Here is a 26231-nt window from a genome sequence, read left to right as displayed (position 1 = left end):
CAGATGGCGGCGGGACCAGGCCTGCATGACATGACGGCAAGCTGGCCGTCGGTCATCGCGGTTTGCGATGGCGCGAAGTTTGACGATCTGCCCGCGCTGCTACGCGCTAACGGCTTCGTCTCGCACGCGCTGCTGCTTGATTCCCCGCGCCAGCCCTCGCCGCGGTCCGGCCCGTGGATGCTGCACTTGCCGTCCTTTCGTCTGGGGCAATTTCTCTCTATTCCCGGCATGGAGCGAAGTTGCGTGCTGTGGGGCGGTTGCGATGATCCCGGCGATGCCTTTCAGCATTTCCGCCGGATCAACCGCGCGGAAATCCCCGATGCGCAAGGGCGACGCGAAAGCGTGCTGTTCCGGCATTGGGACAATGAGACGCTGGCTCTGCTCATGCCAATCGCCACGCCGGCGCAGAAGGCCCGGCTGTTCGGCCCGTTCGACCGGGTCGCATTGTTTTGCGAGGATGCGGACGGTGCTCTCGTCGCCCAGTATCGCCCCGAACCGGGAGCCGCTGCGCTGCGTGGTCCGCTGCGTTTCGACGCGGCACAGATGGTGGCGATCGAAGGGGCCATGCGCGCGCGGTCCGATCGCCGGGTCGCGCGCTATCTGCGGCGCAACGCACCGGCGCATACCGGCCAGGCCGATGATGCGACGATGCAGCGCTATGTCGAGGATTGCCGGGTACAGGCGGAAACCTGGGGCGTCACCAGCGAGGCGGGGATCGGCCGCTTCGCCTGGCTGCAACTGGTTACGCAGGGGCGTTTTGCGCAGATGCCCGAAGTGCACGCGCTGATGTCCGCGCCTTCGACCGCGACGCCAGATCGACGGCTGACCTACCTGATGCAGCGCATGGGCCATGTCGTCCAGGGAGTTGGCTAGCGATGGCGACGATCGCGGCCGGCGCCGAGGTCGGAGCCGAAATCGGCGTGCTGGGCGGTCCCCTGGGCGTAGCCGCGGGTGCGGTGATAGGCGGGCTCGTCGGGCTCGGTGTCGGCCTGCTGCTCGCCAAGGCGGTGGAGAACGCCAATTCCGATGCCGGCACTTCGCTGGGCGAGGGGACGCAGACCAAGGCCTGTGCTGATTGCGGGGACGGGCCGGATTGCTTCGAGCCGCCCGATGGCGCCGATCCCGAGGAATTCGCAAAGCAGCTCAAGGAGCAGCAGGATGCGATCAACGAGCTTTCGCCCGACGAATTGCTCAAGCGTCTGGCTGATGGCGATGCACGCAAGGCGGCGACCGGCAGCTATCGCGGGGCCGGCGACGCCGCCGCACGCGCGGCGGCGCGCGACGCGGCGGGGCGAAGCGCCGCCGATGCGGCGCGCAAGCAGGCCCTGGCTTCAGGCAAGTCGCTGGGCGAAGCCAACGCGATCGCCGAGCAGGCCGCGAAAGGCGCGCTCGCGGGCAAGGATGCGACTCATGCGCTGGACTGGGTGGCAGGCGGCGATGGCGCGATATCCGGCGTGGGCGATCGTTCGATCAACCGTTCGATCGGTTCGCAGTGGAAAAGCACGAAGTCCGGCAGCCAGCTGTCGCGGCGCGAGCAATTGCGCAAGGCGGCGGAAAAGGCCAAGTCGCAGGGCAAAAGCAAAATGGATGTCGATATGGAGAACTGCTAGGCAGGCGCCATGATCAGCGACAACTACCAATATCTCCTCGGCATGTTCGGCGATCTCGCACAGGCGGAGCCGGTCGCTCCGGCCTCGCACGCCGGGATCGGTCGCCTGCTGCCGCCGGAACTGGCCGGATTCCTGTTCGAATGCGGCACTGGCCTGTGGCTTGATGGCCGTTTCCAGTTCTGCGATCCGCTGCGCTTCCAGCCGATCGTCGATCTGTTGCTGCAGGCCGACATGGACCTGCGCCCGGACCGCACCGCCATGTTCGGCTACAGCGCTTTTGGTGAAATCATGGCCTGGAACCAGGATCATGGGCTGCTGCAGGTCAATCTTCCGCGTTTGTGGGCTTCGGTCAGCCATGTGGTGGAAGGTGGCACTGCCGACCAGACGATCATTGCCTCGCTCGCGGGCATCGGCGATCTCAACTACGGCGATTGGCACGAGGATGGCGTTGACGGTGCGCCGCTGCTGTTCAAGCGCGTGCGCAAGGCGCGCGGCGCGCTGGCGCTTGGCGAAGTCTATGGCTTCGTACCCGCTCTCGAAGCGGGTGGAGAAGCGCATGTCGAAACCGCGCGGCGGCTCAAGGCATTGGAACACTTCGCCATTCTCGCCCAGTTCGGCCCGGTGACGTTGTTCGATTATTCCAGCGGCGAGCAAGTGAGACTGCGCGAACTGGGCCCGCAAGGCGGCTGACCTCCGCGCGTTAGCGCGGATGAAGGCGTTCTAGCAGCCGCCTTTCGCGGCCGGAGCGAAGGCCCAGCCGGCTTCGCTTCGCCGCACGATGAACCGATCGCGGGGCAGGGCGGCGATATCGCCCGAACCGGCCTGCAATCGTGCGAAAGGCACGGCCGAAAGGCTCACGCAAGCCTCGGATTCCCAGCGGTCGATACGCCAGTCGAACATTTCCGGCAGATCTTCGATCTTCGTCACTTGCACTGTGCCATAAGGGCCCGCCTGCCACAGACCGAAGCCCTGCAATGCACTGAAGGCGGTGGGCGACTGGTGCACTGCGGCGATCAGCGTGCCCGAAGGGGAGAACACAGGCTCGCCGCCCGTGTCGACATGTTTGCCCGCTCCGGCCCGATCGACAAGGATCGTGCCGTCGCTGCGGTAGCCGTTTTCCTCGAAGCCTTCCCAGGCGAACGAGACGAAGCGGTCGCGCTGGTGCGGTTTCACGCCGCCGATCGTGATCATGCGCCGGATATCGATGCAATCGAGGCCGCCGCCAAGCGTGGCCACGGCGAACTGGTCCCGGGTCGATGCCGTCATTTTGCGCAGGGAATCGCGCAGGGCCGCCGGCATCCCGGCGATGTCCACCGACTCCGTGCGCGCGGGCGCGCTGCCGGCGAGCGGGGCGAGCGCGGGGCAGCGCGTCATGTCGATGGCCTTTGCCAGAGGGGGAGGCGGCGGTGTCGATTCCGGCCCTTGCGACGAACATGCCGCAACCATGGCCAGGGCGGCAACGATCATTACTTTCCGCATGAATCCACCCCAGTTGCCTTGGCCCCGTTCGCCGGGATTTCAGGAGAACCGTCATGTTCCCTCATCCGGCGCCTTGGTGAAGACTATTCGGGCAAGGTTCCTATTGCTAGAGCAAAAAGCGGGACGTATCTGCAAGTTCTCGCGGTTAACTGTCGCCGTGCTTTGATTTATGCTCGTCCATCGTGGCGCCAGTGAACGATTCGGGGGCAATCGCAGTGGTCAATGTCAAAAGCGTGGCCGATGGCAATTGGTATTGCGGCATGTTGCTGATCTTGTGTGTTCTGGTTTTTACCGTCGGTCTGTCCTCACCGGCGCAAGCGCGGCGGGTCGCGCTGATCATTGGCAATTCGACTTACAGCCATGCCAACATGCTGCCGAACTCCGCCAGCGATGCCAGCCTTATTGCCGAGGCCGCGCGCGGCGCCGGCTTCGAAACCGTCCTGCTGTCCGATCTGACCAAGGACAATTTCGGGCAGGCGCTGCGCGATTTCCGCAGGCAGGCGGACGGCGCGGAAGTGGCGATGATCTATTATGCCGGCCACGGCATGGAGAGCGGCGGCCGCAACTGGGTCATCCCGGTGGATGCCGTGCTGCAGGATTCGCTCGATTTGCGCTTTGAGGCGGTCGATCTGGATGGCCTGCTCGAAACCGTTAGCGGCGCCGCGCTGCGGATCGTGGTGCTGGACGCCTGCCGGAACAACCCTTTCGGCAAGACCTGGCGTTCGGCCGTGCGCACCGTGCCGGCCGGGCTGGCCGAAATGGAAATGCAGGGATCTGGTTCGCTGCTCATGTTCGCGGCGGCGGGCGGGCAAGTGGCGACCGACGGCACCGGCGGCAATTCGCCTTTCGCCCGGGCACTGGCGCGCTATCTGCCCGAGCCAGGGCTGTCGATCCATCGCCTGGGCCTGACCGTGCGAGAGGAAGTGATCAAGGAAACCGGCGGCAGCCAATCGCCGTGGGTTAGCATGACGCTGGAGGGCAAGGAGTTCTTCCTGGTGCCGCCGCCGGCCGCGGCCACCACGGTGGCGAGCGCGGATTCGGGCGGAAACCAGGCGTTGGCCGACGCCTATGCCTGGCGCTACGCGGATGCCAAGAACTCGGTCGCGGCCTATGAGGAATATATCGGCAAGTTTCCCGGCGGCGTTTTCGTGAACGATGCGCGCCAGCGCATCACACAGCTTTCAGCGGCGAAGCCGGCGGTGCCCGCACCCAAACCCGCTCCCCCAGCGGTCAAGGACATCGTCAAGGAGGCGCCGGTGAAAGTCGCTGCCAGCAGTCCCTCCGGCGCGGCACCGCAGCCGGGCGCCATGGCCCCTGGCGTGGTGCCTTCGGCCGATACGCAAACCATGGCGATGATCACGCAGAATGCCAACATCACTACGGATCGGGGCATTCTGCCGAAGATTCCGCCGGCGCCGCGCTTCCCGGCCGAAGGTTATCCCAATTGTCGCGAGGATCACGCGGCCATTCTCGATCCCATCGCGAAAGTGGTGAAGATCAACGAATGCCTGGCCGCGCTGACGTGGTACGTCAGCGATGTCATGAACGGCTTTTCCGCGCGCATGATCAAGCATCAGGAGGAACTGACCCGGCTCTATAGCGAGGAAGTCGGCGGCAAGCCGGTCCACTCCCCCCAGAGCCAGAAGCGCTTTTTCGATGAGACCATGGCGGAATTCCGCGAATCCAATCCCACAGGCTCGCACTTCGCTGAATATCGCGCGGCCAAGGAACGCTACGAACGGGATCGCGAATACCTGCAAGCGCAATACTGCCTCTACACCGCCAAGTGCGCGAACTGACCGGCGCACAGCAGGGCTTCGGGCAAGGCTTGTCCTGCAGGGCTAGAACAGCGTCTGGGCGCGGGCCACATCGACCCGGTCACGCTCGCGCAGGAAGCCCGCCAGCATACTGCCCGCCATGCGCTTGCGGGTCGCGTCGTCGGTTTTCACGCTGAGCGGATCGACCTTCTCGCCATTGATGTGCACTTCATAGTGCAAGTGCGGGCCGGTCGTGCAAGTGCCGGTGCTGCCGACGTAGCCGATCGTATCGCCCTGCGTGACGTGCTGGCCGGCATGGAGGCCGTCGGCATAGCGGCTGAGATGAAAATAGCGCGTTTCCCAGCCATTGTCGTGCTGGATGATCACCATGTTGCCGGCGCAGCGACTGGGTGAGGCCGATGTCACCGTGCCATCGCGCGCGGCATAGATCGGCGTGCCGACCGGTGCCGCGAAATCGGTGCCGCCATGCAGGCGGGTATAGTGCAGGACCGGGTGGAAGCGCATCCCGAACCCGGAGGTGATGCGGGCGCCGTCGATGGGAGTGCGCATCAGCCCTCGCTTGGTCGAAGCGCCGTTGCCGTCATACCAGCCCGCTTTCGCATCGGGGCCGACATAGCGGTAAAGCGCCAGGCTTCTGGTCTTGGTGGTCAGCGAGGCGAACAGCAGTTTCGGCGGCCCGACCGGCTCGCCATTTTCGTTGACCGACTGCTCATAGGCCACTTCGAACGTGTCACCCGGCGTCACTTCCGAAGCCAGGTTGAAATCATAGCCGAAGGCATTGATGAATTCGGGAATGAGCGAGTCCATCAGGCCCGCCGAAACGGCGGACGTATAGAAGCTTTCGCTGTCCAGTTCGCCGTTCAGCACTTTTATCTGCCGGACCAGTTCGGCGGCGATGGCCCTTGTGGTGAATTGCCCTTCCTCGCCCCGGCTGACGACCACGCCTGAACCGTCGGCATAGGACAATTGCAGGCGCTGCAAGGCGACCGTGGCCCCGGCCTGCTCCATCGCCAGACGCGCGCGCAAGCCTTCATGCTTGGTCAGCAGCGGAGCGGCGGCACCGGCGGCGGCGCGCGCTTCGTCCATCGGAATGCCGACCGCGTCGAGCGAATTGGCGAGTTCGCCCGCGTCCTTCAGATTGAGCGCGCGCTCGACAGTCGTGGCGGTAGCCTCGGCGTCCGGCGGAATGCCCGCGCCCGGCAGGTTGAGCGTGCCGGGCGCGCGGGTGAAATGATACCAGGCGCCGACCCCGGACAGGACGGACAGCGCGGCCAGGGCGATCGCGATGTGCCGCCACTTTGCGCGCGGGGCATTCTCCACGGGTGCGTCCGCTTCGCCCGCCTGTCCCGGAGCGAATGTGTCGGCCACCTTGCGCCAGGCTTCGGGCAGGGCCGATGAGGCCGAATCCGCCTTGTCCCGGCCAGCCTTGCCTGCTGGCGGATTGCCACGCCCCCAACTGCGCGGATCGAAGGAAAATTCTTCCACCGGCCGCTCCCGAAATCGGCTAGGAGTAAATCAGGCCGCTGTGCGACACGGCAACTATAACCTTGCTTTCGTAAGCGGTGAAGGTGTGGTTTATTCTCACACCGAAGATCGGGGGCTTGTGATGACCGGCAGTAATCGGGTGGCCTGGAGGGAGGGGCAGTTCCTGCGGCCTCAGCATTTCCAGCAAGCGGATCGCTCGCTCGACGGCCGGATTTCCCGCAGGGCCAATGGCTTGAGGCCTTATGCCTGGGGCCTGAGCGAGATTCGGATCGACGAGGATCTGGCCCTGCTTGGCAAGTTCACGCTCGTCAGCGCGAAAGGGGTGCTGCCGGATGGCACGCAGTTTGCGATTCCCGACGATCAGCCGCCACCGCCGCCGCTCGACGTTCCGGCCGATACGCGCGACGCCACGGTTTACCTGACCTTGCCGGTCGCCCAGGCCGGCGCGCAGGAATTCGCCGAAGCCGACAGCGCCAGCCCGGACATCCGCTACATCGTCGAGGAAGTCGACGTGGTGGACTGCTTTTCGGCCGAGCGTGCGCGTGAGCCGGTGGAGCTTGCCCGCCCGCACCTCGCCTTCGGCGTGACGCGGGACCAGACTTACGGGCGCGTGCTATGCGGCCTGGCGCATATCCGGGAAGTCCAGGGCAGCCGGGTGCTCTTTGATGATCGCTATATCCCGCCGGCGCTCGACATCGCGGCATCCCACGCGCTCAAGCATGGTCTGGAAGACATTCTGGGCCGGTGCGAGCAGCGGGCCAACGAACTGGCGATGCGCGCGGTGGAAGCGACCGATGGCGGTTCCGACACGTTCGGCAGCTTCCTGCTGCTGCAGTCGCTCAACCGCTGGATTCCGGTGCTGCGTCATCTCGACAGCCTTCCGCTCGTCCATCCCGAACGGCTTTACGAGGAACTTGCCAGCCTGGCCGGTGAGATCGCCACCATGATCCGGTCCGACCGCAAGGCCCCGCTGCTGCCGCCTTACCAGCACGAGAACCTGCGCGGCACGTTCGGCCCGCTGATTGATCTGCTGCAGTCCATGCTGGCGGCGGTGTTCGACAGGTCGGCGGTGCAGCTTCCGCTCGATCAGGCGGGCGCCGGCGCCTGGGTGTCGCCGATCACGGACCGCAACCTGTACCAGCACGGCTATTTCTTTCTTGCGGTGCGGGCGGCCGCGTCGGCCGAGGAAGTGCGCCAGGTGTTCCCTTCGGTGTCCAAGCTCGGTGCGGTCGAGCGGATGACGCAGATCGTCGATTCGGCGCTTCCCGGCGTGCCCCTGCGGCATACGCCAACACCGCCGCCGCAGCTTCGCGTGCTGCCGGGCTTCGTCTATTTCGAGCTTGATCGCGGTTCTCCCGACTGGCGGGATTTCGCGAAGTCGACGGCGCTGGGGCTGCATGTCGCCGGCGACTGGCCCGACTTGCGGCTCGAACTGTGGTGCGTGAAGGGGACGGGGCGGTGAGCGGCGGCGACTCCTCCAACGGGGGCAACCGTACGGTGTTCCGCCCCTCGCCGCTGGCGGGGGTGCGGCAGGGCCAGGGCGGCCTGCCGCCATCTTCGCCTTCGCCCCTGCCGCAAGGCGGGGCCTTCGATCAGCCGCCCGTATTCGGTTCCAGCCCCGCGCTGCCCCCGATGCCCGGCGGCGGGCCGCAGTCATCCTATCCCGGGTCGCCTGCGCCTTATCCGGGAGCGCAGGCGCCGCTTTCCGTGCCGCAGGCCGATGCCACATGGACCAGTTCCGGCCAGTTGCGCAACGATGCCGATATCCCGATCCCCGCGCGGCCGGTCGATTCGCGCAGTCCGTTGGTGATGGAGGCCGGCCCGGTCCTGGCGCTGGCGGCCAGCGTTCGTTCAGGGCGCGCGCGCGTCGCCATGCCGACATTCCACCGCCAGGCCAGCCAGGCGATCGCCGCCTATGACCGGGCGATTGCACCGCTCTACCCGGACGAGGTGCGGCAGCGTGCGCGCTACGCGCTCTGCGCAACGATCGACGATATCGCGCAGAACCTGCCGAACGTGGGGCAGGACGGCGCCGAATGGGCTCGGCGCAGCCTTGTCGTGATGTTCTTCCGCGAAGTGATCGGCGGCGATCGCTTCTGGCAACTGGTCGACGATCTGCTGGCGCGGCCGGCACAGAACGCGGACCTGATCGAACTCTACGCGGCCTGCCTTGCCGCCGGCTTCGAAGGCCGCTTCCGCGTGATGCCTGACGGGCGCGCCCGGCTGCAGCAAATCATGCACAGCCTTTATGGCGCGCTCGAACATCCGCGTTCGCAGTCCAGTGTCGAGATCGCCCCGCGCTGGCGCGGCGCGGATGCGCCGCTCGCCCGCATCAGCCCATGGAACCGCCTGCTGCTTGCCGGCGCGGTGGCGCTGGCTGGTTTGCTGCTGGTCTATATCGCGCTGCGCCTGCTGCTGGCTTCGGCCGGCAGCCCGGCCTGGGATTCGGTCCGGGCGCTCACGCCGGAGCAGCCGTTGCGCTTCTCGCGCGTGGGCACGGCTCCGCCAGCGCCGGCCGAAAGCGTCCAGCTCAGCCGTCTGCGCCGTTTCCTGGAGCCCGAGATCCGCGAAGGACTGGTCGCGGTCGAGGAGGATGCCTCCACCGTGCGGGTGCGCACCACTGTCGGCCAGTTGTTCGAATCGGGTTCCGACAAGCTGGTGCCGGGCCGCGAGGCGCTGTTCCAGCGGATCGGGCGGGCGATCGAGGAAGAGGCCGGCGGGGTCACAATCGAAGGCCATGCCGACAGCGACAAGATCACTGGCCTCGCCTTCCCCGACAACACCGCCCTGTCGCGCGCACGGGCGCAGACCGTGGCCGATATCGTCGGCTCGCAGTTGTCCGATGCGAGGCGCATCCGGGTGGAGGGCTTTGGCGACAGCCGGCCGATCGCCAGCAATGACACGGCCGACGGCAAGTCTCAGAACCGGCGCGTCGAAATCGTCGTCCCGCGGCGACAGTGATCGCCTCTTGCGAAGGTGGGCAGAGTGAGGAAGATCTTCGGAAGCTGGTGGGTGCTGGGTGGGATCGTCACTCTCCTGCTGGTGCTCGTGTTTTGCGTCGGCCTGCCGTTCTTCGTCGGCTGGCTGCGACCCTGGTGGGTGCGCCTGCTGATCGGGGGCGTGCTCGTCTTCGTCTGGCTGCTGATCGGCTATCTGGGCATTCGCAAGCGGCGCAAGGCCGCCAAGGCGATAGAGGCGGCGCTGGTCACGCCATCGGCGGCCGACCAGGAATCGGCCGCCGTTGCCGCGCGCATGGCCGAAGCGCTGGCCGCGTTGCGGAGCCGCTCCAAGAACCGTGACTACCTCTACAGCAAGCCCTGGTATGTGATCATCGGCCCGCCGGGCGCGGGCAAGACCACGGCGCTGCTCAATTCCGGGCTGCTGTTTCCTTTCGCCGACCAGTCGGTGAAAGGCGTGGGCGGCACGCGCAATCTCGATTTCTGGTTCGCCGACGAAGCCGCGCTGGTCGATACGGCGGGACGCTATACCACGCAGGAATCGGACCCTACGGCCGATGCCGAAGGCTGGAAGAGCTTTCTGGGCCAGCTTCGCAAGCAGCGCCCGCTTTCGCCGATCAACGGCATCATTGTCGCCATCGGCGTCGATGAACTGCTCAACGTGGATCGGGCGGGGCTGGATCGCCATGCCTCGCTGGTGCGGCGCCGGCTGGCGGAACTGCGCTCCACGCTGGAAGTCGCGGTTCCAGCCTATCTGCTGATCACCAAGGCCGATCTCATCGCCGGCTTCGTCGAATATTATGATGATCTCGATGTCGAAGGGCGCCGCGCCGTGCTGGGCGCGACAATGCCGGTCGAGAACAAGATGCCTAGCATCGACGACATCGTCGGCGAGTTCGATCGCCTGATCAATGCGCAGTTCGAACGACAGGCAAAGCGGCTGTTCGAGGAAGTGGACCAGGTGCGCCGCAGCCTGATCCTGGGCTTTCCCTCGCAGCTTGCCGCCATCCGCAACCGGATGGCGCGCTTCGTGGAAGGCGCGTTTCTTTCCGGTGAGGCGCCTTCCGCCAGTTTTCGCGGCTTTTACCTGACAAGCGGCGTGCAGGCGGGCGCTCCGCTCGATCGTATCCTGGCCGGGGTGGCCGAGACGTTCCACACCACCACCGGGTCAGGACGAGGATCGGGCCGCACCTATTTTCTCAATCGCCTGCTCACCGAAGTCGTTTTCAAGGAAGCCGGGCTGGTGCGCGCGGACCCGGCCGCCCGCAAGCGCCAGCAATTGCGCCTGGCGGGCGGGCTGGCCGTGGTCGGCGGCGTGGTGGCGCTGATCCTTGCGGCCTGGATGTTCAGCTTCGCCAGGAACCGCGCCTTTCTGGCTGATCTCAACCTGGCATCGAGCAATGCGATGGCACTGGTGCGCCAGACCGGCATCGACCTTGTCGAAGTCCGTGAGACCGATCCCGATCTCGAACAGTCGCTGGCCGTGCTGGCGGCGCTGCGCGACTTGCCGCAGGGTTTCGCCCAGCAGGCCGGGGGCGAGCCGGGATGGGGCATGCGGTTCGGCCTTTACCAGTCGAGCCATGCCGATCAGGCGGTGGAAAGCTATCGCGATGGTCTGCGGCGCATCCTGCTGCCGCGCATCCTGCTGCGGATCGAGCAGTATATCCAGGCGAACGCCGGCAATCCGATGGCGCTTTACCAGCCGCTCAAGGTCTATCTCATGCTTGGCGGATGGGGGCCGATGGACAAGGGGGTGGTGAAGTCCTGGGTCACGGCCGACTGGGCGCAGGAAGCCTATCCGGGGGCGGACAGGGCGCCGATGCGCAAGGAACTGGCCCAGCACCTCGACGTCTTGCTGGAGGATGAGGGGCTTGCCAGTTCCTGGGGAGCCAAGCGCCGGGCCCCGCTTGACGGCACGGTGATCGCCACCGCGCGCGGCGCCTTGCAGACCCTGAGCATGGCCGATCTGGCCTATGCCGTGCTGAAGCAGAAGGCACTGGCGACGTCCGGCGCGCCCTGGCGGGCGAGCGCGGCGCTGGCGGCCGGCGATGCCCAGGCCTTTGCCAATGGACAGGAAGTGCTCCAGGCCGAAGTGCCCTATTTCTTCACGCGCGCGGGCCATGAAAAGGCTTATCAGGCCGGCCTCGTAACCGTTGCCGCCGATTTCCAGAAGGAATTGTGGGTGCTCGGCGAGGGCGCCGGCGCCGAAGGCACGCGCCTGCAGATGAGCCAGATCCGGGCCAATGTCGCGCGGCTCTATGCGCGCGACTACATTTCCGCCTGGGAGCGGATCGCCAAGCTGCCCCGGCCGGCGAACTACTTCACCAATGCCGCCGCGCTGGGGGCGTTCACCAAGACGCCGTCCCCGCTCAAGGTGCTGCTGCTGGAAGTGCGCAAGAACACCACGTTCGAAGGCGGCAGTGGCGCGGCCGGCGAACTGGCGCGCCGGAAGATCTCCAACATGCGCTATGGCCGCTATGTCGACGACGCGGCCGATATCGCCGACGACGGCAACAGCTATGATGCCGGCACGGAGATCTCCAACTACTTCAAGCCGCTGCACGACTATGTCGGCAACGCGAAGGAGCCGGGGGCGCTCGACGAATTCATCGGCGAGGTGAAGCAGGCCGGCGCGGCGATGACGTCGGCCCGGATCGCGGGTGGCGGCATGGGGTCCGAAGCGGCGCAGGGCCAGATGGCCATGTCGATGGGCGGCGTCGCGACGGCCGCGGGCGCCGCGCCGGCGCTGCTCAAGGACTTCGTGATGTCGGCGGCAAGCGGCGGGGAAAAGGAAACGGTCAGCACCGCCCAGGGCGCGCTTACCGATGTCTACACCCAGTCGGTGCTTCCCCAATGCCAGCTTGCCACTGCCGAGAAGTATCCGTTCTTCGGCACTTCGGCGCAAAACGCATCGCTGGTGGATGTGCAGCAGGTCTTTGCCATGGGGGGCAGCCTGGACGGCTTCTTCGAGCAGCGCGTGATGCCCTTGCTCGACACCAGTGGACCGATCTGGCGCTGGAACGCCAACCTGCCCGTCACCGCCGACCTTTCGCCCTCCAGCCCGGACGAATTCGCCAAGGCGCGCAAGCTGCGCGATCTGCTGGTGGCGGGGCTCACCGTGCGGTTCGAGGCGAAGTCGTTCGGCGCGGAAGTAAGCGTGGTCGATCTGTCGGCCGGGGGCAACCAGTATCGGTTTGAAACCGGCGACAGCGAAGCGAAGCCGGTCATCTGGTCCGCCCAGGACAATGTCCCGGAAGCGTCGCTCACGATGTATGCTGCCCAGGCCAATTCCGACAAGCTGACGAAAGTGAGGAAACTGTCGGAAGACGGGCCCTGGGCGCTGTTCCGGCTGATGGATCAGGCCCATCTCGAAAACACCGGCCCCACGTCCATCCAGGCGACATTCGGCAATGGCGGGCAATCGGTCGTCTTCAAGATCAGCTTGCCGGACAAGCACAACCCTTTCGTGCGTGGAGCTGGCGTATGGAGCTTTCGATGTCCTGTCGCCCTGTAGGTCCATGGTTGTTCGGCAAGCTTCCGGCCCAGGGCGATTTCGTGTCGCGCGGGCTGGACCAGCCATTGCGCGATGGCCTGGACCAGTGGCTGTCTGAAGCGATGCAATCGGCGCGCGACGCTTTCCCCGATTTCGCGGAACGTTATGTTCAGGCTCCGGCATGGAACTACGTCGATCTCGATCCGCAGGGCCAGTGGAGCGGGGGGGCGCTGTGCGCCTCGGTGGACCGGGTCGGGCGGCTGTTCCCGGTCATCATGGGCGCGCCCGCAGCCGACGCCCAGACGGCGGTGGGGCTTTCGTCGGCCTGCATGTCCGCCTTGCATCAGGCGTTCGAACAGGGCTGGGATGCCGACCAGCTTTACGAGGCCGAGCTTGTGCCGGCGGAACAGCCCTGGAGCCCGACGGGCACCGAATGGGCCCTGCTGGGGGACGACGGCCCGATTACCGTCGTGGGCGGCCGTTTTCCCGGCAATATCGTCATGACCATGGTGGAGGTGGCGCTTTGACACGATCGGTGAAGATCAAGGATTCCGTGGCAACGCATGTTGGCATGGTGCGAAGCGAGAACGAGGATTTCCACCTGAGCTCGCCCGGCACCGGAATCTGGCTCGTCGCCGATGGCATGGGGGGGCACGCCCACGGGAAATACGCATCGCAGGCGATCGCCAGTGCGCTCGCCGACCTGACGCTGCCCGACGATATCGAACAGGCCTGTGATGCCGCCGCCGCGGCAGTCCAGGTGGCCAATGCCGAGATCCTGAGGAAATCGCAGGAACTGGGCTGCACCATGGGCTCCACGTTCGTCGCGCTGCTTGTGCGCGGGTGTGATTTCATCGTCATGTGGGCGGGGGACAGCCGCGCCTACCTGTTGCGCGGCGGCCAGCTCTTCCCGCTGACCAAGGATCACACGCAAGTTGCCGCCATGCTGGAGCGCGGCCTCATTTCCGACGAAGAGGCGCGGGAGCACCCCATGCGGCATGTGCTTTCCCGCGCGGTGGGCGTGCGCGAAACGCTGCAGATCGACGCGGTGCGCGAAGTGCTGCAACCCCACGACGTTTTCCTGCTGTGCAGCGACGGGCTGCACGGCGTGCTTTACGATACGGAAATCCTGGAGATTCTCAGCCGGAAGGGCCTGGATGCCAGCCAGGATCTGATCGAGGCCGTCCTGTCTCGCGGCGCGCCTGACAACGTGACGGTCACGGTGCTGGAAGCGCGGGAGCCCACCGTGGTGACGTTCAACAGGACATCGCCATGAGCCGACGGGCCGATGGCAGTCGTCCGCCCGGCGAGGAGCGCACGGTCTTCGATCCGAACCCGCTGCCCCTGCCGGGGGAACGGCAGGCCCCCGGCGGAAACCGCGACATGCCGCCTTCGGGCGCGGGGCCGGCCGGAGGTCCGGCGCGGCATATCCGGGTGGGCGACGTTCTCAATCACATATACGAGGTCAAGCGCTTCATCGCGCGTGGCGGCATGGGAGAAGTGTTCGAAGGGGTCAACGTCAACACCGAGGAAAAGGTCGCGATCAAGGTCATCCTGCGTCACCTGGCCGCCGATCCGCTGGTCCAGGCGATGTTCCGCAAGGAAGCCCGCCTGCTCACGCGGCTGAGCCATCCCGGTCTGGTCCAGTATCGCGTCCTTGCCATCGAGCCCGAATTTGGCGCTTTCTACATCGTCACCGAATATATCGACGGTCCGAACCTCTCGGAACGGCTGGCCGACCTTGCTCCGTCGCCGGCGCAGATCGTCGGCCTGCTGCGCAAGCTGGCGCAGGGGCTCCACGCGGCGCACACGCTTGGCGCGGTCCATCGCGATATCTCGCCCGACAATGTCATGCTGGAAGGGGGCCGGCTCGAAGGCGCGAAGATCATTGATTTCGGCATCGCCAAGGATCTCAATGCTGCGGCGCAAACGATCATCGGCGATGGCTTTGCGGGCAAGCTCAACTATGTCGCGCCCGAGCAACTGGGCGATTTCAACCGAGAGATCGGCCCCTGGACCGATGTTTACAGCCTGGGCCTGACGATCGTGGCGGTGTCGCTGGGGCGGGATGTGAACATGGGCGCCACGCTGGTCGAGACGATCGACAAGCGCCGGGCGGGACTCGACCTTACGAGCGTGCCGGAAGAATTGCGGCCCGTGCTGCAACGGATGCTGGCCCCCGATCCGGCCGACCGGATCCGCTCGATGGAAGGCGTGCTGGAAGGGATTGACCGCATTCGCTTCGCTGACCCGCTGCCACCCCTTCACGCGAGCACGCCGGTAGCCGTGAAAGCCGGAAATGCCGTTTTCGCGCGCGGCGGTGAAATCGTTCAGTCCGCGTTATCGGCATTGCGCACACCGAAATCTCGGCTGGCGGTCGCCGGCATCACGGCAGGGCTGGTGGCCGTAGCGGGGATCATGGCCTGGTCTCCGTGGAGCGGGAAAGGCACCGGCCCGTCGGCCGCTTCGGCTAACCTGCCTTCCGCCGGTACGGCTGCGGATGCCGGCAGGATCGCGGCCGCGCGGCGGGCGTTGCAGACGGAACTGCGCTCGCTGCCGTGCAGTTGGCTCGACTTTGTCGACATGACGGCCAAAGGAAACGACATCTCACTGAAACTGCAGGGCGTATCGGGCCGGTCCGCCGATGCGCTCAGGCGTCTGGAAGGCGTGTTGCAGCGCAATGGCCTGCGCGCCTCCTCGATCGACTTCGGAGAGGTTCTGTCGATCGGGGATGATACTTGCGGCCCGATCGACGCTTTCTCGGCCATCCGCCAGCTTGGGGCGGGGCGCATGACGGTCGAGCAGCACCAGTTCGAGATGGGGATCTTGCCCAGGGAAGCGGGTGAACTGGCGGGAAAGCCGGGGGGCACGGCCGTCATCACGTTCGACCTTTCCGGCTTCAAGGATGAAATTTCGCTCATCGGCCTCGAAGAGACCGGCAAGATGGAGCAGTTGACCACCAACAAGGAGGAGCTGATCAGCAATTCGCGCGCCGCTGGCGAGGATCGCCGCCGGATCGAGCTCAACACTTCTCATCGCGGCTGGTCGGGTATTCTCATGCTGACCGGGCAAGGGCCGTTTCCCGCCGACTTGCTGACCAATACGGCCGCGACGCGCGGCGCCGACTGGCCGCAGCGCTTTCTCAACCTGGCCCGTCAGCAGAACTGGAAAGCGGAAATGGTATGGTATCGCACGGTGGATGAAGTTCCCGATGTGCCCGCGCCGGTACTGACCCGACCTCCGGCGCCGGCCGCGCTTCCAGCCGCGAATCCCTCCTGAAGCTGCGCGCGATGCGGGCGTTTGGGCGCGGGCTATCCCCTGGCGGCGATTTCGTCGTAAGCCCGGCGGAATTCCTTGGCGAAAACGTCCATGAACGCCTCGTCCGAGCCCAGCGAGACCTGGCCGAAATCCTTTTCGTAAGCCTTCCACAACGCGGCATCGCACGACGAGGGTAGGATTTTCGCGAGCAGCCCCTTCTTTTCCGCGCGTGCGCGGATGGCGTTGGGCGAGAAACGCTCCAGCGTCACGCGCAGCGCGCCTTGCATGGCAAGCAGTGTTGCCATCTGATGCGCCTGCAGATCCTTGAACGCATCCTCGACAGCGCGCTCGGACCCCATGAACCCGCGCTCCGGCGGATTGAGCAAGTGGATCAGTGCCTGTTCCGGGGTGCGCGCGAACTTCAGGGGATTGTTGCCATCCAGTTCCAGCGTGGTCCCGCGCGCGCCCATCTGGCTTTTCGCGCGCGACCGCGCTTCCAGCAGAATGACCATCCCGCCGACGAGCTTGCGCAGGAGCGCGCCGGCCGTGGACAGGGTCTCGGTCTCGCCGAATTGCAGGCGGCCGGCATCGAGCCCGGCGGCATTCGCCAGCGCGGCAAGCACCTGGCGCGGCTCGACCGGCGCCGGAACGTTTTCGCGGGGCGGGACGGTTCGGGGCGTGTCGGGCTGGGCCGGCGGGGGCGACAGGCCGGCGGCTGGCGGCGGGATGAAGTTTGCCGTGGGCGCGGTCGCCTGCGGTGCTCTCGCGGTGCTGAAGCCCCCGCGCGCCCAATCCACGTCATTGCTTTCCGCGAACTTGCCCCAGATGTCGCTCGCGCTTGCCGGCGCGGGCGTGGAGGGGGAACTCGACCAGGGGGAGGCGGACGATGCCGGCTCGGCCGGGCCGACGTTCCATGGAGAGGCCGCCGCGGGCGGGGGGGGAGTCATCGGGGCGGCGGGCGAAGCGCCCCACCCGGAAGGAGGCGGCAATTCCTCGCGCGGGGCCCAATGCTCGCCGGCTTGCGCGGGGGGAGGCGCCGCTGGAGCCCAGGAGGGGCCCGTGGCCGGGGGAGAGGGTTCGGGAAGCCAGACGGGCGGAGCATCCCAGCCGCTTGGGTTCGGCGCGGGGCCGGCCTGCTGCGGCGCAGGCTGCGGCCCGCCGGGGAGCGCTTCGTTGGCGCCCGGATCGGCAGCTGCCGTCCAACCCTGCCATTGCGGCGGGGGCGGCGGCGCGGCGTTGCGCATGTTTGCTTCGGTGGCGGCGCTTTCGTCGAGCCGGGCCTCTATTTCCAGGTGCCCGACCACGAAGACGTCGCCCTGGTTTATCGGCCAGGGTGCGGCCAGTCGCGCGGACTGACCGAGCAGGAACGTGCCGTTGGTGCTGTAATCGACCAGTTCGTACTGGCCGTTGTTGAAGCGGATCTCGCAATGCTGCGAGGAAATGTGCAGCGAGGGATCGGGCAGGCACCAGTCGGCGGTCGCCGCGCGGCCGATCTTCGCCCCCCGCCGGTCCAGCACCAGCGAGACTGGCGAGCCGTTCGCGAGCGAGGTCGCGTTGCGTATGGTCAACGTCAGGGGCACGATCGTTTCCTAGACCGTCAGGAGTGGCTTGTCATGGCCGGGGCCGATCGGGCGCATGGCGGGTTTCATTGGCGTGTGACGATCGCCTCGCCCAGCGCGAGCGCCTTGCGCTTTGCCGCTACGGGATCGTCCAGCGCATAGGCCCCCAGCAGAATCGCGCCGGAGGCGAGCTTGGCGCAGGCATCGGGCGGAGGCTGCACGGCGGGAAGATGCTCGGGCGCCATCGACCCTCCCGACAGGAATGTCGCTTCGCACAGCAATTGCGCCGCATTCATTTTCTTTACCGTTTCCCCGGCTTGCGCGGCGGCGCGGCGTTTCGCGTCGTCAGGGTCGTCGATCCAGCGCAGCACCGCGACGATCAGCGGGTCGCTGCGTTCGACCGCCCGGATTTCCAGCAGGGCCCGCGTGGCCCACACCAGGCATTCGTAACGCGGCAAGGCGTGGCAAAGGAATTCGATCGCGGTATCCAGCTCCCCGCGATCGAGCAGCTGGGCATACCATTCGGGCAGCGCCTGCCCCGCGGCGGCACCCGGTTCCTCGTCGGGATCAATCAGCGCCATGAGTTGACCGGCATCGGTCCACGGCGAGCATGTCCATGCGTTCATGCCGGCCGTCCTAGTTGATCTTCACGATTCCGCCCTGGGCGGTGAGCGAGGCAGAGCCCTTGATCGTGGTGTCGGTTGCCTGCACCTCCGCCTTGCCCGAGGATTTGAGCGAGATGAACTTGGCAATCGCCTTGATCGACAGGGGGTCGATCGTGATCGAACTGTTGCCGACTTCGATGGTGATCTTGTCTCCGGCGGAAATATGGATGGTCTTGCCAACATCCACGGTCATGTGCTTGGAAACGCCAAGCGTGTCGCTGTCCCCGATGTTCACGTTGCGGTTCTTGCCGACCGTGACCGCTTCATTCTTGCCGACACTCTCTGTGCGGTTGTTGCCGATGGTGATGGTCTCGTCGATGCCGACCGCTTCGGTGCGGTTGTTGCCCACCATGATGTCCACGTTGTTGCCGACATGGTGGGTTTCGCTGTCCCGGATGCGGGTATTCATATCCTTTTCGGCGTGCAGGTAGATCTCTTCCTTTGCCGTCGCATCCTCGAAGCGCAATTCGTTGGCACCGGGCTTGCCGCTGTCGAGCGGCTTGGCACCGGGAATTTCGCAGCCGCTATCGCGCTTGTAGGTCTTGGTCCGCCAGAGAACCCGCGTCTTGTGCTGAGGCAAGGCGTATTCCGGCATGTTGGCGGCGTTGAACACGCGCCCCACCACGATCGGCCGGTCCGGGTTGCCGTTGATGAAATCGACGAGGACCTCGTGGCCGACACGCGGAATGATGATGTTGCCCAGCCCGCCCGTCTGCGAGACGCGGATCCAGCAACTGCTATTGTCGTCCTTCTTGCCTTCCCGGTCCCAGTGAAACTGCACTTTGACCCGGCCGTATTCATCGACATGGATCTCTTCGTCGCAAGGACCGACGATGACTGCGGTTTCCGGGCCTTTCGCGGTGGGCCTTGGTGTGACGATGGGCGCGCGGAACTGGACATCGTCCTGGATCGCGGTGAATTCCGTCGATGTCTCGCCGCCCGCCATTCCCGAACGATAGATCTCGTTGGCCAGGTGGGTGCGGCAGTTGACGATCAGGTACTTGCGGTTGAAGCGCCCGTTGGGATGCGAGGCGAGCGAGAAGAGGTGTCCGGTCTGGATGCCGGGGAACTGGCTTCTTGCCTCGTAGCGCAGGCGCTGGGCACGGCGGGATTCGAGCAGGACGCTTGCCAGCGCCTTGCCGTCGCCGGTGTCGTAATGGCGACCGGGCCAGCGGTAGACTTCCACACTGTCTTCGGTATGGGACTGCCGGTCGGCGCTGATCGATTCGACAGGTGCGGCCGGGTTCTTGAAATCGTAGTCACGAAAGGTGACGCGCGCCTCGGCACCGCTGGATGCCCGTTCCTGCCATGCCTGGATGAAGGTGAGTTCGGACAAGTCCCGCAGGCGGGAATCGGAAATGGCGACCGCGCCGCTGTGTATGTTGTAAGTGAAGGTGCCCGGCGAAAGCTCGCTGTGCGAACCCGGCCGGTCGCAGATGATCATGACATGGGCGCCGGCCTCGTGCTGGTAATAGTAATACAGCCCTTCCTCTTCCATCAGCCGGCAAATGAAGGCGAAGTCGCTTTCGCCATATTGCACGCAATAGGGCAGCTTGCGGTTGCCCGAAGTGATCCGAACCTCGAAATCAATCTTGCAGCGTTCCAGCACGCTCTTGATGATCTCGATGACCGTCTTGCCCTGGTAGATGCGATAGCCGCTGCCCTGTTCGTGGAAATGGGCCGAAGGCGCCAACGTGAGCTGGTAGAGGAAGCCTTGCTGCTCGATTTCCCGCAGGAAGCAGCTGTCGATCACGATGCCGTGGAAATAGCGGCAGAACTCGCCGTCGTTTTCCACGCGGATCGAGGCTGGCAGCCCGAGGTTGGGCAGCAGTTCGATTTCCGCGAGGGCAAGCACTTCTATGACAACCATGAAATGTTCGCTCAGGCCTTCGAAGGCATCGACGCGGACAGGTTCGAGTTGCTCGGAAGAACCCTTCCCGAAGTTCAGTTTTAGAGAGAGTTGTCGCTTCGCATCATCTGCCAAAGGAGTTTCCTCCACCGATATGTCGAGCCCGAATGACTGGCCCCGACCAAATCTCTCCCTGAACGGGTCGTCCCAAACGGATCGCCAAACCGCCTGCGTTTCGAAGAATCATTTGCTACCAGATAACCATGGGCATATGAAGCCTTCTGACTGATACGAGCTTGTTCATGTCTGCGGCCGACCCCGCAAAGCAGGAGATCGAGCAATGGCACTCCGGATTGTTTTCGCGGCCTTGATGATGGTTCCTGCTTCAGCCCTCGCCCAGATAACAGATTCCCAGACGGCTGGCGCGGATGATCGCTTGGCCGATCAGATCAGTTGCGAACTGACCGATGGCTGTGCGGTGGCCGAGTCGCTTGCCGATGAGGTGACGCCGCCGACTCGCAGCTGGAGCATAAGCCGGGTCGGAGGGGAAAGCGGCAGCGCCGCCGCCAGGCCGAGGCAGACCTATTCCGCCAGTGCGGTGCAGCCGGTCCGCCGGGTGAGCCAGGCGATGACGCCGGCCAGTGTCCAGCGCACCATTCAGGAAGGGCCGCGCCGCAGCAGCCTGGGGATCAATTTCGCGCTGAATTCCGCGGAACTGACCGAGCGGGGCCGCCGCCAGGCTGATGCGCTTTTCAAGGCGCTCAGTTCGCCGCAACTTGCGGGCAGGCATTTCCTCGTCGGCGGCCACACGGATGCTTCTGGCGACGCCGAGGCCAATCTCCAATTGTCGCGGATGCGTTCCCAGGCGCTGGTGGAATACCTGATCGGCAAGGGGCTTCCCCGTGCGAGCTTCCGGGCCAGAGGCTATGGCGAGGAGCAGTTGCTCCCCGGTGCCAATCCCACATCTGCCCTCAATCGGCGGGTCGAAATCACGAAGCTCGATTGATCCCCGGCTAAACGGGCGCGGGGTCATGGGGCTGGATATCGGCGTTCTGGTCGCTCCGCTGTCCGAGCAGGAGCCGTCCGGGCCCGATCTGTTCGAAAGTGCTGACCGCCAGGAAATCGAAATCGCGTTCGATCGTTCGATCAGCGATGCTTCGGGCGAGGGCGCGCACGTCGATTGGCGTGGTGTGATCCAGCGCATTCTCGCCCAGGCCGAAGTTACGCGGGATTTGTGGCTGGCGGTCTATCTCATGCGCGCGGCCGCGCACTCCGGGCAGTTCGAGCTTGTCGCCGACGGGGCCGAACTGCTGGCCGCGCTGGTGGAGGAACGCTGGGCCGATGTCCATCCGCAACTGGATGAGGTCGGCTTCATCGGGCGCAAGACCCCTTGCGAGGCGCTGACCCGCATTGGCGAATTCCTGGGCCCCCTGAAGGCGATCCCGCTGCTGGCGCACCCACGGCTTGGCTCGGTTTCGGGCAACGATCTGCTGCGTTTCATGGATGAAGGAAGCAATGCCGAAGGGTTCGGCCTGTTCCGCGCGATCCTGGACGCGACTCCGCCCGAGGACCTTCAGGAACTGGCCGCCCGGATCGAGCGGCTGCTTGAAGCGGTCCGGCGAACCGACCGGGCCCTGACTGAACAGGCGCAAGGCGATACTTCTACCAATTTCGAACTGACATATGACACGATCGAACGCGTCCGTCGCGCGCTTGTCTCGAATCTGCCGGGCGGAATGATCGAGGATGTCGGGGAAGGCCTCGCCGACTTGCCGGCGCCTCCACCGATTTCGGGCGGCGCGGGCGGACTTCCCGGCGAAATCAAGAGTCGTGACGATGTTGTTCGCGCTCTGGACAGCATCTGTACTTATTATGCGCGATATGAGCCCGCCAGTCCGGTGCCATTTGCCTTGCGCCGGGCGAGGGACTGGATTAGCCTCGACTTCATGGAAATCCTTGAGGACATCGCTCCGGGCAGCGTGCAGGAAGCCGTGACGGTCCTTAAAAGCAGGAACTCGAACAGTGGCGGCAGCAATGACGGCTGGAACTAGATAGGCCCCGGGTAGGGTTGCCGTTTCGGGGCTTGCGATTTTGAACAGGTCGTTGGGGGGAACAAATGGCAAAGAGTGGCCAACGCTTCATCAAGGAAAACCGCGCTCCTCGCGTGCATATCGAATATGAGGTGGAGACGTACGGGTCTCGCCAGAAGGTCGAATTGCCGTTCGTGATGGGTGTGCTGTCCGACTTGTCAGGCAAGAGCACGGTCGAGAAGAAGGCCATGGCCGATCGCGATTTCCTGGATTTTGACATGGACAATTTCGACCAGCGCATGGCGGCGATCGCGCCGCGCGCGGCGTTTCACGTCGACAATTCGCTGACCGGCGAAGGCAAGCTCGCGGTGGACCTGACCTTCAATTCCATGGAAGATTTCTCCCCTGGCGCGGTGGCGAAGAAGGTTCCCGCGCTCGCGAAGCTGCTGGAAGCGCGTGAGCAGATCAATGACTTGATGGTCTACATGGATGGCAAGGACGGCGCACAGGTGCTGCTCGACAAGCTGCTGAAAGACCCGGATCTGATGAAGTCCTTGTCGGCGGCACCCCTGAAAGCGGACGATGCTTCGGAGGAGCCGGAAAGCGAGAATTGATCGCGGCGGATATCCCCTGGCGCGGCGCGGAGAAGCGGGAATAATTGCTAATGGCGACTGAGAAGGCCCAGCAGACGGAAGTTCAGGCGGTTGAAGCCGAAGCCGCAGTTGATGATTTCGCGGCGCTTCTGCGCAAGGAATTCAAGCCCGGTTCGGACGAACGGGCGAACCGCATCGAACAGGCCGTGGCGACGCTGGCGCAGCAGGTGCTCGAAAATGCCGGTGTCATTTCCGATGACGCATTTTCCACGATCGATGCCTTGCGCGCGGCCATCGACCGCAAGCTGACCGAGCAGGTCAACCTGGTCATCCATAACTCCGAGTTCATGGCACTCGAAAGCGCCTGGCGCGGCCTCAACTACCTGGTGATGAACACGTCTACCGGCAAGGATCTCAAGATCCGGGTCATGAACGCGTCCAAGGACGAGATCCGCAAGATGTTCCGCCAGTATCGGGACGCCGCTTGGGATCAGAGCCCGCTGTTCAAGAAGGTCTACGAATCGGAGTTCGGACAGTTGGGCGGACAGCCTTACGGCGCCTTCGTCTGCGACTATTATTTCGATCATTCCGCGCCCAACCTCGAAATCATGAAGGGGCTTTCGAAGATCGGCGCCGCCGCGCATGCGCCATTCATCGCTGCGGCCGAGCCTTCGCTGATCGGCATGGAGAACTGGACGCAGCTGTCCAACCCGCGCGATATCGCCAAGCAGTTCGATGCCACCGAGTACGCCGCCTGGCGTACGTTCCGGGAAACTTCCGACAGCCGCTATCTGGCATTGACGATGCCGCGCTTCCTGGGCCGCACGGTCTACGGCGCGAAGACCGAGCCGGTCGATGAGTTCGATTTCGAGGAGGATGTCGGCGGCGAGCATGACAAGCACGTCTGGCTCAACGCGTCCTATGCCATGGGCGTGCGCGTTACCGAGGCGTTCAGCACCTGGGGCTGGTGCAGCCGCATTCGCGGTGTCGAGAGCGGCGGCACGGTCGAGAACCTGCCGACGGCGATGTTCCCGACCGACGATGGCGGCGTGGACATGAAGTGCCCTACCGAAATCGCCATTTCGGACCGGCGCGAAGCGGAATTGTCCAAGGCTGGACTGATGCCGCTGATCCACCGCAAGAACACCGATCACGCCACCTTCATCGGTGCGCAGACCGTGCACAAGCCGGCTGAATACGAAGATCCCGCAGCCACGGCCAATGCCAATCTTTCAGCACGGCTGCCCTATATCTTCTCCAGTTGCCGTTTCGCCCATTACCTCAAGTGCATGGTGCGCGACTGGGTGGGCGGCAATCGCGAGGCGCCGCAATTGCAGCGCGATCTGCACACCTGGATCATGAACTACGTGGATGGCAGCCCCGACATCTCATCCGAAGAGACAAAGGCCAAGCTTCCGCTCAAGGATGCAAAGATCGAGATTATCCCGGATGAAGAAAATCCAGGGTATTACAAAGGCAAATTCATGTTCGTGCCGCACTATCAGCTTGAAGGCATGGACGTTTCTCTAAGCATGGTTTCCAGGCTGCCTAAGAATGGATGAACTGGATTAATGCCGGGCGTTTTGCTATCGGCATAATTGTAAGGGAATCAGGAGGGACTTATGGCGTCGGTTGACTATTTCCTGAAAATTGATGGAATTGACGGCGAATCCGCTGACGATAAGCACAAGAACGAGATTGATGTCCTGTCGTGGTCTTGGGGCGCAACCAACGAAGGCAGCATGGCCTTCGGCGGCGGCGGTGGTGCGGGCAAGGTCTCGATGCAGGATTTCCACTTCACCATGCGCGTGAACAAGGCCTCGCCGAAGCTCATGCTGGCGTGCGCCAATGGCGAGCATATCGCCAATGCGGTGCTGACTTGCCGCAAGGCCGGCGGGCAGCAGCAGGAATTCCAGAAGGTCACTTTCACCGACATCCTGGTGTCGAGCTATCAGGCCGGCGGTTCCGGGGGCGGGGATGACGTCCTTCCGGTGGATCAGATCTCGCTCAATTTCGCGAAGATCGAGATTGAGTACAAGCCCCAGGCTGCCGATGGTTCGCTCGGGGCCGCGATCAAGACGGGTTACGACCTCAAGGCCAACAAGAAGGTCTGACGGCCGACATCGCGGGGAGTTTCGTCCTTGGTCGACGCCGATCAGTTGCTTCGTGACGGCGATGTCGATGGCGCGCGGGTCGCGCTGGTCGACATCGTCCGCACTCGGCCCGGCGACGATCAGGCGCGGATGTTCCTCTTCCAGCTGCTTGCCGTCAATGGCGAGTGGGACAAGGCCCTCAAGCAGCTCAATGCCCTGGTCCAGGTCGCGTCCCAGGCGCAGCTTCTGGGTGTGACTTATGGCCAGGCCATCGCTGCGGAGGAGCAGCGCGCGGCGGTCTTTGCCGGAACGGCGGAAATGGCACTGCTCGCCGGCCATGGGGGCTGGGCCGAAGGCGTGGCTCGCGCCATCACGCTGTTCGCACGCGGCGATGGTCCGGGTGGCATTCGGGCGCGGGACGAGGCTTTCGATGCGGCGCCGGACCTTGCTGGCAGCATGGATGGCCATCCGTTCGAATGGATCGCCGATGCCGACAGCCGGTTCGGGCCGACGATGGAGGCCATTGTCGCGGGCCGCTATGGGCTCATCCCGTTCGACGTCGTGGAATCGATCCGCAGCGAGGGGCCGCGCGACTTGCGCGACACGGTCTGGTATCCGGTGGAAATCGCTTTCCGCTCGGGCCATTCGGGTGCCGCTTTCCTGCCGGCGCGCTATCCGGGGAGCGAGGCTTCGGCCAACCCCGCCCACAAGCTTGGCCGCCTGACCGGCTGGATCGCACGCGACTGGGGCGATGAGGGTCTGGGGCAGCGCTTGTGGACGCTGTCCGACGGCAGCGAGCGCGGACTGCTCGACGTGCGCGACATCGCATTCCTCTGATGGCCGCTCGCAACCGCCGCGGGTATCTCGATCCGACGCTGTTCGACAAGCTCGTGGCCGATCACGAGATCGGTGGCCTGAGAGGCACCGAACTGGAACGCATCGAGGACCGGCGCGAGACGCTTTCGTACTTTTCGGTGCCGCAGATCGAGAGCTTCAACGAAGCGGCCCTGCGCTCCACCGTGCGCCGGGAACTGGCCTGGCTGCTCAACACGACCAATCTGGAATCGCTGGTCGATCTGGAACCCTATCCGCAAGTCCGCACCAGCGTGGTCAACTATGGCGTGCCGGACATGGCGGGCAAGGCGCTCAACAACCGGCTGGTGCTGCAGCGCGCGCGGGATATTCGCAATGCCATCCAGGCTTTCGAGCCGCGGATCGAGAAAGTCTCGCTTGACGTGCGACGGTCCGAGCAGGCTGAACGACCCAATGCGATCACATATCTGATCCGGGCGGATGTCCGGTCTGCGGTAAGGGCCATTCCCGTCAAGTTCCGCACCGATCTGGAGATCGACACGGCTGCGGTCACGGTCAGGGAATAGGCC

The 26231-nt window shown here is 64.8% G+C and carries 22 protein-coding genes; 17 read left to right on the top strand and 5 right to left on the bottom strand.

The genetic code is table 11. The annotated features are described in order from the left end of the window. Positions 1–3: 3 nt before the first annotated feature. The 3 genes from PYV00_RS18710 to PYV00_RS18700 are packed head-to-tail and all read left to right on the top strand — an operon-like array spanning position 4 to position 2300. Positions 4–873 carry a DUF4123 domain-containing protein gene (locus PYV00_RS18710; protein WP_275229808.1) on the top strand — a complete coding sequence of 290 codons (870 nt, stop codon included), beginning with the start codon at positions 4–6 and terminating at the stop codon, positions 871–873. Between the two features lie 2 nt (positions 874–875). Further along, entirely contained in the window at positions 876–1610 is a 735-nt protein-coding gene (locus PYV00_RS18705; RefSeq protein WP_275229807.1) for a polymorphic toxin type 15 domain-containing protein, read from the top strand. A gap of 9 nt (positions 1611–1619) precedes the next feature. Then, the gene (locus tag PYV00_RS18700) at positions 1620–2300 is read left to right on the top strand and encodes a GAD-like domain-containing protein (RefSeq protein WP_275229806.1); all 681 of its coding nucleotides are present in this window, start codon (positions 1620–1622) and stop codon (positions 2298–2300) included. Positions 2301–2330: 30 nt separating this feature from the next. Here PYV00_RS18700 and PYV00_RS18695 read toward each other — a convergent pair whose 3' ends face one another. Beyond that, positions 2331–2984, bottom strand: coding sequence for a hypothetical protein (locus tag PYV00_RS18695; protein WP_275229805.1), 654 nt, complete (start codon positions 2982–2984; stop codon positions 2331–2333). 338 nt (positions 2985–3322) lie between these two features. On the opposite strand from PYV00_RS18695, the gene PYV00_RS18690 reads away from it, so the two are divergent. Continuing rightward, positions 3323–4888, top strand: a complete 1566-nt coding sequence (locus PYV00_RS18690) for a caspase family protein (protein ID WP_275229804.1) — start codon at positions 3323–3325, stop codon at positions 4886–4888. A 42-nt stretch (positions 4889–4930) separates the two neighbouring features. Here the strand turns inward: PYV00_RS18690 and PYV00_RS18685 are convergent, their stop codons facing one another. Further along, positions 4931–6352, bottom strand: a complete 1422-nt coding sequence (locus PYV00_RS18685; protein WP_275229802.1) for a M23 family metallopeptidase — start codon at positions 6350–6352, stop codon at positions 4931–4933. A gap of 121 nt (positions 6353–6473) precedes the next feature. Here PYV00_RS18685 and tssK point away from each other — a divergent pair, with 121 nt between their 5' ends. Genes tssK through PYV00_RS18655 form a run of 6 tightly spaced genes read left to right on the top strand, consistent with a single transcriptional unit; the run spans position 6474 to position 16081 of the window. Next, positions 6474–7814, top strand: coding sequence for a type VI secretion system baseplate subunit TssK (tssK, locus tag PYV00_RS18680; RefSeq protein ID WP_275229800.1), 1341 nt, complete (start codon positions 6474–6476; stop codon positions 7812–7814). After that, a complete protein-coding gene (icmH, locus tag PYV00_RS18675; protein ID WP_275229799.1) occupies positions 7811–9313 on the top strand; it encodes a type IVB secretion system protein IcmH/DotU in 1503 nt (500 codons plus the stop codon). The genes tssK and icmH overlap by 4 nt, the downstream gene beginning before the upstream one ends. A gap of 24 nt (positions 9314–9337) precedes the next feature. Beyond that, positions 9338–12823: a type VI secretion system membrane subunit TssM gene (tssM, locus tag PYV00_RS18670; RefSeq protein ID WP_275229798.1), complete on the top strand. Its 3486-nt coding sequence runs from the start codon at positions 9338–9340 to the stop codon at positions 12821–12823. 8 nt (positions 12824–12831) lie between these two features. Continuing rightward, positions 12832–13329, top strand: coding sequence for a type VI secretion system-associated protein TagF (tagF, locus tag PYV00_RS18665; RefSeq protein ID WP_275229797.1), 498 nt, complete (start codon positions 12832–12834; stop codon positions 13327–13329). Between the two features lie 26 nt (positions 13330–13355). Further along, positions 13356–14078 (top strand): PP2C family protein-serine/threonine phosphatase, encoded by a 723-nt coding sequence (locus tag PYV00_RS18660; protein ID WP_275229796.1) that lies wholly within the window; start codon positions 13356–13358, stop codon positions 14076–14078. Next, positions 14075–16081, top strand: coding sequence for a serine/threonine-protein kinase (locus tag PYV00_RS18655; protein ID WP_275229795.1), 2007 nt, complete (start codon positions 14075–14077; stop codon positions 16079–16081). Before PYV00_RS18660 ends, PYV00_RS18655 begins: the two co-directional genes overlap by 4 nt. 32 nt (positions 16082–16113) lie before the next feature. Here PYV00_RS18655 and tagH read toward each other — a convergent pair whose 3' ends face one another. The 3 genes from tagH to PYV00_RS18640 all read right to left on the bottom strand — a co-directional run bounded on the left by tagH (position 16114) and on the right by PYV00_RS18640 (position 20283). Next, positions 16114–17640, bottom strand: a complete 1527-nt coding sequence (gene tagH, locus PYV00_RS18650) for a type VI secretion system-associated FHA domain protein TagH (RefSeq protein ID WP_275229794.1) — start codon at positions 17638–17640, stop codon at positions 16114–16116. 65 nt (positions 17641–17705) lie between these two features. Further along, positions 17706–18200 (bottom strand): DUF6931 family protein, encoded by a 495-nt coding sequence (locus tag PYV00_RS18645; protein WP_275229793.1) that lies wholly within the window; start codon positions 18198–18200, stop codon positions 17706–17708. A 55-nt stretch (positions 18201–18255) separates the two neighbouring features. Continuing rightward, a complete protein-coding gene (locus tag PYV00_RS18640) occupies positions 18256–20283 on the bottom strand; it encodes a type VI secretion system Vgr family protein (RefSeq protein ID WP_275229792.1) in 2028 nt (675 codons plus the stop codon). A 190-nt stretch (positions 20284–20473) separates the two neighbouring features. Between PYV00_RS18640 and PYV00_RS18635 the strand changes: the two genes are divergently transcribed. From PYV00_RS18635 to tssE, 7 genes are all read left to right on the top strand, one after another. Next, on the top strand, positions 20474–21139 hold the full coding sequence (locus PYV00_RS18635; protein ID WP_275229791.1) for an OmpA family protein: 666 nt from the start codon (positions 20474–20476) through the stop codon (positions 21137–21139). A 25-nt stretch (positions 21140–21164) separates the two neighbouring features. Then, positions 21165–22184 carry an ImpA family type VI secretion system protein gene (locus tag PYV00_RS18630; protein ID WP_275229790.1) on the top strand — a complete coding sequence of 340 codons (1020 nt, stop codon included), beginning with the start codon at positions 21165–21167 and terminating at the stop codon, positions 22182–22184. Positions 22185–22249: 65 nt separating this feature from the next. Beyond that, positions 22250–22777 (top strand): type VI secretion system contractile sheath small subunit, encoded by a 528-nt coding sequence (gene tssB, locus PYV00_RS18625; RefSeq protein WP_275229788.1) that lies wholly within the window; start codon positions 22250–22252, stop codon positions 22775–22777. 50 nt (positions 22778–22827) lie between these two features. Continuing rightward, positions 22828–24318: a type VI secretion system contractile sheath large subunit gene (gene tssC, locus PYV00_RS18620; RefSeq protein WP_275229787.1), complete on the top strand. Its 1491-nt coding sequence runs from the start codon at positions 22828–22830 to the stop codon at positions 24316–24318. 60 nt (positions 24319–24378) lie between these two features. Then, positions 24379–24870: an Hcp family type VI secretion system effector gene (locus PYV00_RS18615; protein ID WP_275229786.1), complete on the top strand. Its 492-nt coding sequence runs from the start codon at positions 24379–24381 to the stop codon at positions 24868–24870. A gap of 27 nt (positions 24871–24897) precedes the next feature. Continuing rightward, positions 24898–25686: a type VI secretion system accessory protein TagJ gene (locus PYV00_RS18610; protein WP_275229785.1), complete on the top strand. Its 789-nt coding sequence runs from the start codon at positions 24898–24900 to the stop codon at positions 25684–25686. Beyond that, positions 25686–26228, top strand: a complete 543-nt coding sequence (gene tssE, locus PYV00_RS18605) for a type VI secretion system baseplate subunit TssE (protein ID WP_275229784.1) — start codon at positions 25686–25688, stop codon at positions 26226–26228. The genes PYV00_RS18610 and tssE overlap by 1 nt, the downstream gene beginning before the upstream one ends. Positions 26229–26231: the final 3 nt, after the last annotated feature.

The organism is Novosphingobium album (ex Liu et al. 2023) (assembly GCF_029076845.1).
Lineage (GTDB): Bacteria > Pseudomonadota > Alphaproteobacteria > Sphingomonadales > Sphingomonadaceae > Novosphingobium.
The sequence above is the reverse complement of the archived record's forward strand: the minus strand, read 5'-3'. Positions and strand labels throughout refer to the sequence as shown.